The sequence below is a fragment of the Sediminibacillus terrae genome, assembly GCF_009602435.1.
Taxonomy (GTDB): domain Bacteria; phylum Bacillota; class Bacilli; order Bacillales; family Amphibacillaceae; genus Sediminibacillus; species Sediminibacillus terrae.
In genome coordinates this window covers 138,833-152,383 of record NZ_VZDQ01000028.1, presented here as the reverse complement: position 1 = coordinate 152,383, position 13,551 = coordinate 138,833, and the positions used below count along the sequence as shown (strand labels likewise).

14 protein-coding genes and 1 other RNA gene are annotated in these 13,551 nt (G+C 43.1%); 13 read left to right on the top strand and 2 right to left on the bottom strand.

Annotated elements, in window-relative coordinates; genetic code table 11:
- The first annotated feature begins 52 nt into the window (after positions 1–52).
- Complete coding sequence (gene rnr, locus F6X55_RS19140) at positions 53–2,320, top strand: ribonuclease R (RefSeq protein ID WP_153465363.1); 2,268 nt, start codon at positions 53–55, stop codon at positions 2,318–2,320.
- Between the two features lie 827 nt (positions 2,321–3,147).
- Here the strand turns inward: rnr and F6X55_RS19135 are convergent.
- Positions 3,148–3,411, bottom strand: coding sequence for a hypothetical protein (locus tag F6X55_RS19135; RefSeq protein WP_026569502.1), 264 nt, complete (start codon positions 3,409–3,411; stop codon positions 3,148–3,150).
- A 56-nt stretch (positions 3,412–3,467) separates the two neighbouring features.
- Positions 3,468–4,331, bottom strand: coding sequence for a GNAT family N-acetyltransferase (locus F6X55_RS19130; protein ID WP_153465336.1), 864 nt, complete (start codon positions 4,329–4,331; stop codon positions 3,468–3,470).
- A gap of 161 nt (positions 4,332–4,492) precedes the next feature.
- On the opposite strand from F6X55_RS19130, the gene smpB reads away from it, so the two are divergent.
- The 12 genes from smpB (at position 4,493) to F6X55_RS19070 (ending at position 13,210) form a co-directional block, all read left to right on the top strand.
- Complete coding sequence (smpB, locus tag F6X55_RS19125; RefSeq protein WP_026569504.1) at positions 4,493–4,957, top strand: SsrA-binding protein SmpB; 465 nt, start codon at positions 4,493–4,495, stop codon at positions 4,955–4,957.
- Positions 4,958–5,071: 114 nt separating this feature from the next.
- Positions 5,072–5,433, top strand: a transfer-messenger RNA (tmRNA) gene (gene ssrA, locus F6X55_RS19120).
- A gap of 304 nt (positions 5,434–5,737) precedes the next feature.
- Positions 5,738–6,217: a DsrE/DsrF/DrsH-like family protein gene (locus F6X55_RS19115; protein ID WP_026569505.1), complete on the top strand. Its 480-nt coding sequence runs from the start codon at positions 5,738–5,740 to the stop codon at positions 6,215–6,217.
- Positions 6,218–6,322: 105 nt separating this feature from the next.
- On the top strand, positions 6,323–6,619 hold the full coding sequence (locus F6X55_RS19110) for a rhodanese-like domain-containing protein (RefSeq protein ID WP_026569506.1): 297 nt from the start codon (positions 6,323–6,325) through the stop codon (positions 6,617–6,619).
- A gap of 49 nt (positions 6,620–6,668) precedes the next feature.
- The gene (locus F6X55_RS19105; RefSeq protein ID WP_026772339.1) at positions 6,669–7,238 is read left to right on the top strand and encodes a sulfurtransferase TusA family protein; all 570 of its coding nucleotides are present in this window, start codon (positions 6,669–6,671) and stop codon (positions 7,236–7,238) included.
- A 67-nt stretch (positions 7,239–7,305) separates the two neighbouring features.
- Entirely contained in the window at positions 7,306–8,433 is a 1,128-nt protein-coding gene (locus F6X55_RS19100) for an MBL fold metallo-hydrolase (RefSeq protein ID WP_153465334.1), read from the top strand.
- 41 nt (positions 8,434–8,474) lie between these two features.
- Positions 8,475–8,702: a sulfurtransferase TusA family protein gene (locus F6X55_RS19095; RefSeq protein ID WP_026772341.1), complete on the top strand. Its 228-nt coding sequence runs from the start codon at positions 8,475–8,477 to the stop codon at positions 8,700–8,702.
- Positions 8,703–9,007: 305 nt separating this feature from the next.
- Entirely contained in the window at positions 9,008–9,784 is a 777-nt protein-coding gene (locus F6X55_RS19090) for a sulfite exporter TauE/SafE family protein (RefSeq protein WP_153465332.1), read from the top strand.
- Between the two features lie 63 nt (positions 9,785–9,847).
- Positions 9,848–10,240, top strand: a complete 393-nt coding sequence (locus F6X55_RS19085; RefSeq protein ID WP_026569510.1) for a rhodanese-like domain-containing protein — start codon at positions 9,848–9,850, stop codon at positions 10,238–10,240.
- Complete coding sequence (locus tag F6X55_RS19080) at positions 10,212–10,472, top strand: metal-sensitive transcriptional regulator (protein ID WP_026569511.1); 261 nt, start codon at positions 10,212–10,214, stop codon at positions 10,470–10,472. The genes F6X55_RS19085 and F6X55_RS19080 overlap by 29 nt, the downstream gene beginning before the upstream one ends.
- Before the next feature lie 583 nt (positions 10,473–11,055).
- A complete protein-coding gene (zupT, locus tag F6X55_RS19075; protein ID WP_035426756.1) occupies positions 11,056–11,850 on the top strand; it encodes a zinc transporter ZupT in 795 nt (264 codons plus the stop codon).
- Between the two features lie 130 nt (positions 11,851–11,980).
- Positions 11,981–13,210: a hemolysin family protein gene (locus F6X55_RS19070; protein ID WP_153465330.1), complete on the top strand. Its 1,230-nt coding sequence runs from the start codon at positions 11,981–11,983 to the stop codon at positions 13,208–13,210.
- Positions 13,211–13,551: the final 341 nt, after the last annotated feature.

Here is a 13,551-nt window from a genome sequence, read left to right as displayed (position 1 = left end):
GAACGTAACGAATAAAAGACTAGTGAAGGAAGGTGAGCGTTTGGAAAACGAGATGAAACAGCAAATAATGGATTATTTCAAAGAGAATGCGTCCAAGCCATTGTCTGTGCAGGAAATCGAAGAAATTCTCGATTTGCAGGAGGCTGACGATTTTAAAATTTTGATGAAAAATCTTAATGAGCTGGAAGAAGCAGGAGAACTGGTCAGGACGAGAAAAAACCGCTATGGCCCCCCTGAAAGGATGAATTTGATCCGCGGAAAAATACAAATGCATGCGAAAGGCTTTGCATTCCTGATACCAGAAGAAGAAGGATTGGACGATGTTTATATCAATCATGCAGATTTACAATCTGCAATGAATAACGATAAGGTTCTGGTCCGGATTGAGGGAAGGGACGAGCACGGCAAACGGCCGGAAGGAGTTGTCGTCCGCATTTTGGAGCGTGCTGCCACTGAAGTGGTCGGTACTTACGATGATAACGGGAATTTTGGTTTTGTCATGGCGGATGACAAACGGATTCCGAATGATATTTTCGTCCCGAAAAGTGCTTCCAAGGGAGCAGTAGACGGACACAAGGTGATTGTCAAAATCACCAAATTTCCGGAAGGACGCATGAGTGCCGAGGGAGAAGTTTTGCAAATACTTGGTCACAAAAATGATCCAGGCATCGATATTATTTCCATTATCTACAAACATGGAATCAAAATCGACTTCCCGGAGGCGGTACTGGAACAGGCGGAAAACACACCGGAAACAATCCGGCCGGAGGAAATCGCCAACCGGAAAGATTTACGCGATGAAATGATTGTGACAATAGACGGCGCCGACGCAAAGGATTTGGATGACGCTGTCACTGTTAAACAATTGGAAAACGGTAACTATAAGTTAGGCGTCTATATCGCAGATGTTTCTTACTATGTAGAAGAAGGCTCTCCGATTGACGAGGAAGCGAATGAGCGGGCGACAAGTGTGTATTTGGTGGATCGCGTCATACCGATGATTCCGCACCGGCTTTCTAACGGAATTTGTTCTTTGAACCCACAAGTGGACAGACTGACACTTGGCTGTGAGATGGAAATCACACCACAAGGAGAAGTCATCAGCCATGACATTTTCCAAAGTGTCATCAAAACAAATGAACGAATGACCTACCATGACGTAAATAAAATTTTGGTGGATGATGATCCTGCTTTGAAAGATCGCTATGAGGAATTGGTTCCCATGTTCAAGGATATGGAAGAGCTTGCGGCCATACTACGCCGTAAGCGGATGAATCGCGGGGCCATCGACTTTGATTTCAAAGAAGCACAAGTCTTGGTGGATAAGGAAGGAAAAGCAGTAGATGTCGCACTACGGGAACGTTCTGTGGCCGAGCGTTTGATCGAAGAATTCATGCTTGCTGCTAATGAGACAGTGGCCGAGCATTTTCATTGGATGGAAGTTCCGTTCATTCACCGGATTCACCAGGATCCGAACCCGGATAAACTGCAGCATTTCTTTGAATTCATCGCCAACCTGGGTTACGTTGTGAAAGGGACATCGAACGAAATTCATCCACAGGCACTTCAGAGCGTATTGGAGGAAGTACAGGGAACGCAGGAAGAAATGATCATTTCCAAACTGATGCTGCGTTCCATGCAACAGGCGAAATATGACCCGCAAAGCATCGGTCATTTTGGTCTGGCGACAGATTTTTATACCCACTTTACTTCCCCGATTCGTCGTTATCCGGATTTGATTGTTCATCGATTGATCAGGACTTATTTGGTGAACGGCCAGTTGGATCAGCAAACACAGAAGCATTGGAAAAAAAAGATGCCGGAAATCGCCAGGCATTCTTCCGAGATGGAAAGGGCTGCTGTCGATGCCGAGCGTGAAACCGATGATTTGAAGAAAGCGGAATATATGCAAGATAAAATCGGTGAAGAGTACGATGGTGTCATTAGTTCGGTAACAGGATTCGGTTTGTTTGTCGAATTGCCGAATACGATCGAAGGACTTGTCCATGTCAGTTACTTGACCGACGACTATTATCATTTTGACGAAAAACATTACGCGATGATCGGTGAACGGACCGGCAACATTTTCCGGATTGGAGACGAAATCACGATCCGGGTGGTGAATGTCAATTTAGACGAGCGGGTGGTCGACTTCGAGATTGTCGGAATGAAACCGAGAAAGGCACGGGTTGCACCGGATCGTCCGAAGGTGATCACGGCCAAAAGGGAACGTACCAACAAACAAAACGGGAAAGCAAGCAAGAAACCGAAAGGCTCGTCGAAAAAGAGCAATGGGAAACGAAAGAAAAAGAAGAAGTAGGGCTTGTATTTTTTGGCTGTCGGCAGCATACCGCCAGCCTTTTTGCTTGTCTTTTCCCGTGCACTTGGCTGCGTTAATTTGCTTTTGATAGAAACTGCGCATTAACTGATGTTGTCTTGTCTCTGGAAAAGTGTAGTCCAACGCTGCGGAAATACCCTGCGCTTTCCGCGGGCGGCTGGTGAGCTTCCTCGAGCTGAAGCTCTGCGGGATCTCACCGAGGCCTTTCCTCCCGCAGGACAAGGAAGGCTGCGGCAGCGATGCATCGCACGAAGAAAATTGTTTTGTATTTTCGAGGAGTCTTCGGGTATTTCCTTCGCTAGGGCAAGTTTCCTGTTTAGAAACAATGAACTAGGCATTTTTTTATTCATGGTTCTCGACGCACCGTTTTATCAAAAGACATAGCTAGGAAAACAAGCAGAAAGAAAGTCCATGAAAAGGGGAAAAGACAGAACTCCAACTGTTTTCTGGGAAGATAAGCATGCGTTTCCTGACAACCGTTTTAAAGAATTCTTGTTGGGCTTCAAGGAAAGAGTTTCTACGCTTCTACGCTTGCGATAATCAGCATACTTCTTGGCGCAGGTAGCATGCGCAGACTCCTGCGGGAACAGCACGAGCTGAAGATCCACTTGGTAAAGCGGTTTTCTTTACCAAGTTAGCTGAAGCCGTGCCCGCGGAAAGCGAAGTATGCTACCGAAGCGTTGATTAGCACGCTTTTTGAATAGGCAATGAAACTTCTCATTACAGTTACTGCGCAGTTAATATTTTTTACAAAAGAGGAACCGTAGAAAAAACACTCGCAGAGGTTTTAGCGAGTGTTTTTCAAAGAATCAGGAGAGCAGAAGTGCCAAACAAATGAACAGGATAGCCGAAATCAAGTAAACAAGCCCTAGTATGCGTGATTTGGTCTCCTTATTGCGAATGGAAATTCCTCCTGTAATAAAGAGAAACAAGGTGAATACGACAAACGCTGCCCAGCCCCAGCGGTAAGGGAGACCAAACTGGAGCCGGATCAAAAATAAAATGTTTGCCGGAATGGCAATAATCAATGGAATATATAAGGAGTTAAGCGTGACTTGTTTGTTCTGATCCATCGTAATGCCTCCTTATCAACTAAACTTACTATTCATTTACCCGATAAGTTTTTCCGTTAAATCCATGTCCCATACAAAACCCAGGGATCTTCGAGTCGGAACGCCTGCTTATTGGGGATACTTTCGAAAGCTGTCTGGGAAAAATCGAACCAGGCAGTCGGTTGAAGCTCATCTTTGGCCAAATGATCTTTGACAGTGTCCATGAAACCAGGCTGTTCAAAATGATCGTTCCAGAAGTATTTAATTTGAGCATACCATTCGCGCTTGTGATCGTTTTTTATGGTGAAGAACCGTTTCCTGTCCGGACTCACATAAAAAGTTGATTCTGCCAGATATTCATCTGTCAGCAAACCCGGAGTCAATGGCAGTGGATAATAACATTCGTAAGGAAAAACATTGATTGCATTCTCACTCAATGAATCAAGCAAAGCATGTTTATCTTTCACGTCACCGATACGATCCCATTTTGGCCCTGACGTTCCGGTTAGCAGTTTGCAATCGACTGCTGGCAACGAATGTAACTTTGTAAACACATCCAGATTGAGTTTTTCCAATACACGGCGTGCTGGAAAGTTATGTTCATTCGTATTCGCTCCCGCCCACCGGATCTGCGGGTTTTCTTTCAGGCTGGAAATGATGTAGGCCAACAGTTCTGTCGCATGCCCTTGAGAAAGAAAGCGGTTATCGCTTCGCAATCTGCCAAGCATCGCCATTCCCCCGGGAAACAGCGTATAACCTGCAATGGCAGCCAGTTGATTTCCCGAAAATAATCCAAAGAGTTCATGTGCGTTTGAATCAACTAAATCCGGGAAAATATCAACGACGTAATCGTATTCTAGATTTGTTTTCATTTGCTTTACTAAAATCCAATCATCGGAAGTCAGTTTTCTGATTTGCAATAAGTCTTGAGGCACTGTCATCGTACTCCTTCTGGGGATATTTCTTTCGGTATTTTCTCACAGACCTCCCCGATTTGCACTAAAAAAGTACGGGAGTCTTTTAAACGAAAGTGGACCGATAATTGGAATCGAACGGTTTTTTTGTTAAAATGAAAGGTACGGAAACATAGGAGGAAATAGGGATGCCAAAAGGACAAGGGAACACAATCGCACAAAATCGAAAAGCAGGACACGATTTTTTTATAGAAGAAACATTTGAAGCAGGCATCGTCTTGAAAGGTACCGAGATTAAATCAATCCGGGCCGGCAGGGTGAATTTGAAAGACAGCTTTGCCCGTATCGACAGGGGCGAGGCTTACTTGATGAATATGCACATCTCTCCCTACGAACAGGGCAACCGTTTCAATCATGATCCAACCCGGACACGCAAACTGCTGCTTCATCGCAAAGAGATCGACAAACTGATCGGAGCAACCCAGCAGCAGGGCTATTCTCTTGTGCCCTTGAAGGTATATATAAAAAATGGTGTTGCCAAAGTGCTGATTGGATTAGGAAAAGGGAAGAAAAAGTACGACAAACGGGAAGATCTGAAACGTAAACAGGCTAAACGTGATGTCGACAGAGCCATCAAGGAAAGCCTGCAATGATTGCACTGGGTTGAAAAAAAGCGTATTTATGATATAATAAGAATTGTCTTAGGGACATTTACAACTCCATATGATAATGCTTGATCATATTTTCCGTTGTACCCTTTTTTACATGGGGACGTTACGGATTCGACAGGGATAGATCGAGCTCAGGCTGCGGGTCGAGGTTACGTCTCGTAAACCGTTACTCGCCTAAATATAACTGGCAAAGAAAACAATTACTCTTTAGCAGCTGCGTAAGCAGCACTAAAGGATCCTTCCTGCCATCGCCCGTGTGGCAGATTGAAGGGTCTCAACTGAAGCGGGCTACGCTGTCATCCACCGTCTGAGGATGCCAGAAGAGACTAATCAGACTAGCTCCCCGGAAGCCTGTTGGTAGGCTGAAAGGGTAGTGAATGATAATATACCAACTACGCTCGTAGATGCCTGAGTGCCGATATCTCTGGACGTGGGTTCGATTCCCACCGTCTCCACCAAATACATAGAAGATGGTTTTGGTGGATTTTCTATATCATAAACCGATAAAGCATAAGCTTTCACTTCAGGAAAGCTTATGCTTTATTTTATTTTTGGCTTTAGTGGTAGACATCAATTCATATTCTAATGATGGAAATTCTCCTGGTTGACAAAATACCCCGAGAGGTATATTATTGGTTTTGCATTACGAGCTACCGGTATTTTGTAACGGAAACTGGTAACAGGGCAGAGGCCCATTTTTATTTCCATTTTTAAATACCCCTAGGGGTAACTTAGGGGCAGCAAAGAGGAGGTTTTATTGGTATGTCAGAAACGAAAAAAACAACAATCGTTCTATTCAGCGGCGATTATGATAAGGCGATGGCCGCATACATCATCGCAAATGGCGCTGCTGCATATGACCATGAAGTCACCATATTCCATACCTTTTGGGGTTTGAATGCACTTAGAAAAGCAGAAAGCATGGAAGTGAAAAAAGGATTCATGGAGAAATTGTTTGGGAAAATGATGCCACGTGGTGTAGACAAAATGGGCTTATCGAAGATGAATTTTGCTGGATTTGGCCCTAAAATGATCAAGAAAGTCATGAAAAAGCATAATGCAATGAGCCTGCCGAACTTAATGGAAATGGCCCAAGAACAAGAGGTAAAGCTAGTGGCATGCACGATGACAATGGATTTATTGGGACTTCAAAAAGAAGAACTTTTAGATGATATAGAGTATGCAGGGGTTGCAGCGTACCTTGGTGACGCAGAAGATGGCAATGTAAACCTGTTTATCTGATCGTTTAGGTTCTCCCTGGTCACGAAAAGGGATGAGTCATATTTGTTCTCCATGCAAATGATTGGTATTTGTTTAAAAAAGCTTCATAGAAAGGAGATGATTAGCATGAAAGAAATAACAGCAAAAGAACTGCAGCGTTTTATGGAGAAGGATCAAACGTTAACTATTATTGATGTCAGGGAAACTGCTGAAGTGGCAGACGGAAAAATACCGGGTGCGGTGAACATTCCGCTTGGGTTGTTAGAATTCCGCATACACGATTTGGATAAATCGGCCGAATATATTTTAGTTTGTCGTTCAGGCGGCAGAAGCGCGCAAGCTGTACAATTTCTGGAAAATCAAGGATTCGATGCCATTAACATGGTTGGCGGAATGTTAGCTTGGGAAGGCAAAACAGAATAATTTTTTTAAACTACATTATACCCCTAGTGGTATAGGAGGTTGAAGTAATATGGAAAACGTGAAAGCCGATATAGTGTTGGATGCGAAAGGATTGGCATGTCCAATGCCAATCGTGAAAACGAAAAAAGCGATGAAAGATGTGGAAGCGGGCCAAGTGATCGAAGTACAAGCAACCGATAAAGGATCGAAAGCTGATATCGAGGCGTGGGCCAACAGTGCCGGGCACCAATATTTAGGTACACTGGAGGAAGGCACAACGTTAAAACACTATTTAAGAAAAGCATCCGAAGAAGAAACGGTTGAAAAACAACATCCTATAACTGCGACAAATGAAGATTTACAAGCAAAGTTATCGGAAAACATTGTTGTTCTCGATGTAAGAGAGACAGCAGAATTTGCGTTCAATCATATTCCGAGTGCGGTTTCTATCCCGCTAGGAGATCTGGAAAACCGTCTGGATGAATTAAACAAAGAGGATGAAATCTATGTCGTCTGTCGCACAGGAAGCAGAAGTGATCTAGCTGCTCAAAAATTGACGGAAAACGGTTTTGAACATGTCGTCAATGTTGTGCCCGGCATGAGTCAGTGGAACGGGGAAACGAAAAAACTGAACAATTGAGAAAAGGAAAAAACAAGAATTAACCATGATTTTTTTTGATTGAAAATATACGGTAGGGGGTAAAGATATGGCCGTGAACATGATGACCGCACATGAAGTCACGAAGAAGGTTATTAACAAGGAAGAGCTGTTTATTTTAGATGTTCGCAATCCGGATGCATTTTCAGATTGGAAAATTGAAGGAGAAAACTTCGACTATTTGAACATCCCTTATTTTGAACTGTTGGATGGAGTGGATGAAGTCCTTGATAAAATCCCTTCAAACAAAGAGGTATTGGTGGTTTGTGCAAAAGAGGGTTCGTCTGTAATGGTAGCAGAAATGCTGTCTGACGAAGGTTTGACGGTCTCTGTTTTGCAAGGTGGGATGAAGGCTTGGAGTGAACATTTAGAGCCTGTCAAAGTAGGAGACTTGAAAGGCGGCGGTGAAGTTTATCAGTTTGTGCGTATCGGGAAAGGCTGCTTGTCTTACATGGTTCTTTCGGATGGGGAAGCTGCAATCATCGATGCCACACGGATGATAGATGTTTTTATAGATTTTGCAAAAAGTAAAGAAGCAAAGATAACCAACGTGTTTGATACGCATCTTCATGCAGATCATATCTCTGGGGGAAGAAAAATCGCTGAACAAACAGGTGCAACATATTGGATGCCTTCACAAGATGCACAGGAAGTTACTTTCACATATACAGCATTAGAAGGTGGACAGGAAGTAACCATTGGGAACACAGCGATTGATATCCATGCCCTATATACACCAGGACACACGATTGGCTCCACATCTTTTGTCGTAGATGACAAGTTTTTACTGACTGGGGATATTTTATTCATCGACTCTATTGGACGACCAGATTTGGCAGGAAGGGCCGAAGACTGGGGCGGTGATTTAAGAGAAAGCCTGTATACCCGTTATAGAGAATTGTCTTCGGAACTAATTGTTTTACCCGCACACTTTATGATTATGGATGAATTGAATGAAGATGGAAGTGTTGGAGAAAAATTGGGTGTGCTTTTTAAACAAAATCATGGGTTGAACATAGCGGATGAAACAGCGTTCAGGAAACTTGTTACAGAAAATTTGCCGCCGCAGCCTAATGCATACCATGAGATCCGTGAAACAAATATGGGGATGATCGACCCGGAAGAAGAAAAGCAAAGAGAAATGGAAATCGGGCCGAACCGCTGTGCAGTTCGTTGATTGAGGAAAACGAAGAGAAAAATATCAAGGAGGAATTGAAGATGGATGTAACCAAAGTAATAGATGCAAAAGGATTGGCTTGCCCAATGCCGATCGTAAGGACAAAAAAGGCAATGAACGATTTGGAATCTGGTCAAATCCTTGAAGTACATGCCACCGACAAAGGAGCAAAAAGCGATTTGTCGGCATGGGCAAAATCCGGGGGTCATGAATTACTGAAAGATACCGAAGAAAATGATGTTTTAAAATTTTGGATAAAAAAGGGATGAAAGAGGGAACCGCTCTAGGTTCCTCTTTTTTTAAAGATAAGAAAGCATAAACCACTTCGAGGATTCGCTTAAGCTTGTCGGAGGCCCACACGAAGTGGGTCATGCAGGCGTTGCCACAAGAGGTGGCGGATTTAGCCTGTATCCTTTAAACACCGCTTGCGCTTTTCTTGTCTAGCTTCAGCGCCTACCCCCTCGAGGTCTTAAGCGAAGCCTCTATGTGGCAAAAAATCGCCACTTCGAGGATTCGCTTAAGCTTGTCGGGGGTGCCCAAGGCGCTTGCGCTTTTCTTATAAGGAGGTTCAACCATGGATTTTTTTGTTATTGTGACGATTTTCTTCTTGGGTTTTGTAGGTTCGTTTTTTTCAGGAATGCTTGGTATCGGGGGATCTATTATAAACTTTCCCATGCTATTGTATATTCCTGCTGCCTTGGGAGTGGCCGAGTTCAGTGCCCATGAAGTTTCTGGAATTACTGCCATCCAAGTGTTATTTGCAACAATCGGCGGTGTATGGGCCTATCGGAAAGGCGGATTGTTGAATATATCTTTGATTGGTTACATGGGGGTTAGTATTTTAATCGGAAGTTTTATTGGTGGATTCGGTTCGACCCATCTATCAGAAAATAGTGTCAATGTCGTTTATGGAGTGTTGGCGATAATTGCAGTTATCATGATGTTCCTTCCGAAAAAGATAAAGGAGGAAATTCCTTTGGAACAAGTGACATTCAACAAGGGGCTAGCGGCATTTCTTGCTTTTTTAGTCGGGATTGGCGCTGGAATTGTGGGTGCTGGCGGTGCATTTCTTTTAGTCCCGATTATGTTGGGCGTTTTGAAGATCCCTACAAGAATGACTATCGCTTCTTCATTAGCTATCACTTTTTTATCGTCCATCGGAGCAACGATAGGAAAGATTTCTACAGGGCAAGTAGAGTATTTTGCCGCTGCAATTATGGTTGTTGCTAGTTTAATTGCTTCGCCTTTGGGAGCAAAGGCAGCTAAAAAAACAAATACGAAAGTGTTGCAAATGATTCTGGCATTGTTGATAACAGGGACTGCAGTGAAGATATGGATGGAGATTCTTTAAAACGGACATTATAATCGAAAAGAGATAACAACCGCATTTGAATGAAGGAGTGGGGGAGAATCAATGGGTTTCTTATCAATCGTATTCATACTCGTTTTTTTGACTCTCTATCAAAGATATTTCCCAGTACAGGGAGTCAAAGAACTGAGAAAACGGACAAATGATTTAAATAGCAAATCAGATGTGATATTTTTAGATACAAGGGACTACCAAACCTCGTCCAAAGAAAAAATCGACGGAAATACTTTTTGCATACCACTTCCCTATCTAAAACGCCATTATGTCCATTTGCCTATAGATAAAGATTTGATTGTCATTAATTCCGATCGAACGGAGAGCTATTTGAGTATTAGGTTGTTAAGAAAGAAAGGTTTTCGGGTAGTCGGCTATTTCTTACCTGGTAAAAAGAAGAAGGAGGAGTACCGTTATGGAATACAATGCTCAAATGAAAAATAGAATGAAAAGGATTGAAGGGCAAGTCAGAGGTTTGGTACGAATGATGGAAGAACAAAAGGATTGCAGAGATGTCGTTACACAAATGTCAGCCGTAAGAAGTGCTCTGGATAAAACAGCGGCGCTTATTGTAAGTACCAATCTGGAGCGATGCATTCGAGAGGAACAAGAAGCTGGGGAAAGCTCCGAAGAATTAATAAAAGAAGCGGTGAATTTACTAGTGAAAAGTAGATAATGCACTTAATTAGTTTCTTTTAACAGAAGCCTTTTTATTATAGTGATCACCAGATATTTTTTAGGTTTCATCATACGCTTACCCGTATATGTATGTTTTTGGATTGACCTGCAAAGCATGGTCGGCAGGCAAATACGCTGAACGTCTTTTGCTTTCTGAGGAAGTTGAAGCCGTGCCCGTGGAACGCGTAGTATCTTGCCGTAGCGATACGAACCACGCATCAAACAACAGGATGATAAGAAATCTATCTAAAGAACACAAATAGTAAAAGTCGAACGAATTTGATTGATAGTTCAAGTTCGCCCGGTTGTTGCTTTGGTGGCCATGCTTTTGTCTGGCCACTCTTCTGTTTAAATTTTCGTCTTCACGTTGGACGGTTATGAATTACCAGATAGATAAGCTCCTCGATGGACATTTTATGTTCTTGCTGCATACTATTTTTCCAGAGACCAATTTATCCGCCTACTGGGAATATACTTGTTTACAGGAGATTTCCTGTAAAGTTATCGGCGGATGAACATATACTAATCCCACTTGATGGCTATCTTGTGAGCAGAGGAGAAGATGTGCTTTGGAAAATGTAATGCTTGCTTTCGCCCTCACTTTAATGGCAGGTTTGGCCACTGGTATCGGGAGTTTGCTGGCCTTCTTCACTTCCACTACCAATACTAAGTTTTTATCCTTTTCCCTCGGCTTTTCTGCCGGGGTCATGATTTATGTTTCCATGATCGAGATTTTTGTGAAAGCCCAAGATGCCCTTGTCGGCGCGCTTGGCAATGGACCTGGGCACTGGTTTACGGTTATCGGTTTTTTCGCCGGAATGCTGTTGATTGCCTTGATTGATAAAATCATACCGAAGCAAGGGAATCCACATGAAGTAAAGAAAGTAGAGGATATGTCTAAACACAAACGGACTGTCAGCGATCCCTCCCTTTTGAAAATGGGCACCTTCACAGCATTGGCAATCGGAATCCATAACTTTCCGGAAGGGATTGCCACTTTTACATCGGCATTGCAGGACCCCGCGCTCGGTCTTGCGATAGCTGTCGCTATTGCTATTCATAATATTCCGGAAGGGATTGCTGTTTCGGTTCCTGTTTATTTCTCCACGGGGGATAAGCGAAAAGCTTTCAAACTGTCTTTCTTGTCCGGGTTGTCTGAGCCGGTCGGTGCTGTTGCTGCCTATTTTCTTCTTATGCCCTTTCTGAATGATGTAATGTTTGGAATGATTTTTGCTGCTGTCGCAGGAATCATGGTGTTTATTTCGCTTGACGAGCTGCTTCCTGCTTCCAAAAGATATGATGAAGCCCATCTATCCATTTATGGTTTGATCGGCGGCATGGCTGTCATGGCGTTGAGTCTTCTTTTGTTTATTTAGCATGGAACAGGAAAGGGAGCGGCAATAAAATTTTGCTGGCGACCTTTCCTTCTGGGTGCACGTTCCTTCTCAAATGATTTATACTTATTGGGGAACTCTATCAATGAAAACGAAAATTGGAGGATGACACGTGTTTTTCGCCATTATTTTTTTCTTAGTAGCGTCTTTTTTCCTGTCAGGCAGTGAAACTGCATTGACAGCCGTAAATAAAATGAAGGTGAAATCGAAAGCGGAGAACGGGGACAAGCGATCGCAAAATCTGTTGAAAATGGTGCAGAAGCCCGATGAATTGATTACGGCCATTCTGATTGGAAACAATATCTCCAATATCATGCTGCCGACGCTGGTAACAATGGTTGCCATCGAATATGGGTTCAATGTGGGAATGGCGACAGGGATTTTGACGTTTGTATTGATCATTTTTGCAGAAGTGTTGCCGAAATCGATTGCAGCTGCTTTTGCAGAAAAAGTATCCTATATAGTTTTTCCGTTCATTCGTCTGTTGATGATGATAACCAAGCCTTTAACCTTTCTATTGAACAAGCTGACCAGACTTGTTATCCGGCTAGTATCCAGTGAAGATCCGGACAAGGTTTCCATTTCAAAAGAAGAATTTATCACGATGGTCGATATCGCGACTGCGGAAGGAACATTTGCCAGCGAGGAAAAACACCGGATAAAGGGGGTCATCGATTTCCAGCGACTAGATGTGAGAGACGCATTGAAAACCCCGCGTATGGAAATCGACGGCATTCCCGCCGATGCTACCTATGAAACTGCTTTGTCCGACGTGATGAACAGCAATCATACGCGCTATCCTGTTTACCAGGACAACATGGATAACATTATCGGTGTATTCCATGCTAAACAACTGTTGGCCTGGTCACTGGAACAGGACAAGCCTTTAGAAGAATTCATGGACGGAGAACCGTTGTATGTTTTTGAGTTTTATTCCATAGAAAAAGTGTTCAAACTAATGCTGAAAGAACGGAAACATATGGCTATCGTTCTCGATGAATACGGGGGGACTAGCGGAATCTTAAGTAATGAAGATATTATCGAAGCGATGATCGGGCAGGAAATAAAAGACGAGACAGACGATAACGAGGAAGTCTTGATTGAGGAATTGGGAGAAAACAGAATAGTTTGTAACGGGAAATTATCCCTTCATCGATTGAATGAAATGTTCCGAACTGATATACCGGAAGAAGAGGATATCTTGTCGGGGTTTTTGTTACGTGAATTCGGTCGATTTCCCGAGGAGGGGGAAATCATCTATTTTCAAAATCTGCAATTCGAAATTCTGCGAGTAGAGGAAAATCGGCTCCAATCCATAGCCATTGAAAAAATGTCAGAGTGAAGGTCGTTGGAACAGGAGTAACTTGTTCTTATCCAGAGAGGTCTTGCACTCTACACAGGAATGTGGTGTTCCCTGTCTTGCTGCGGGTTCGTGGTGCGAGAGGGACGCCAATTTTTCATAGAAATACGGGAGATTAAAGATAGTCAAATGGATTGTACTATAAAGCCTGTTAACCAAAATAGGATCCACAGCGGACTTTTCAAGGAACCTCGGTCGTTCGTGTCAGCAGAAAGCGAGTTTAGTTCCTGTGTGGCTTGTGGGAAATCGCTACTTTGATGGTATATGGATTGAAAATCTATTTGCAGAGAACCCTGTTTTCTGACGGTGGCAAATAATAGCAA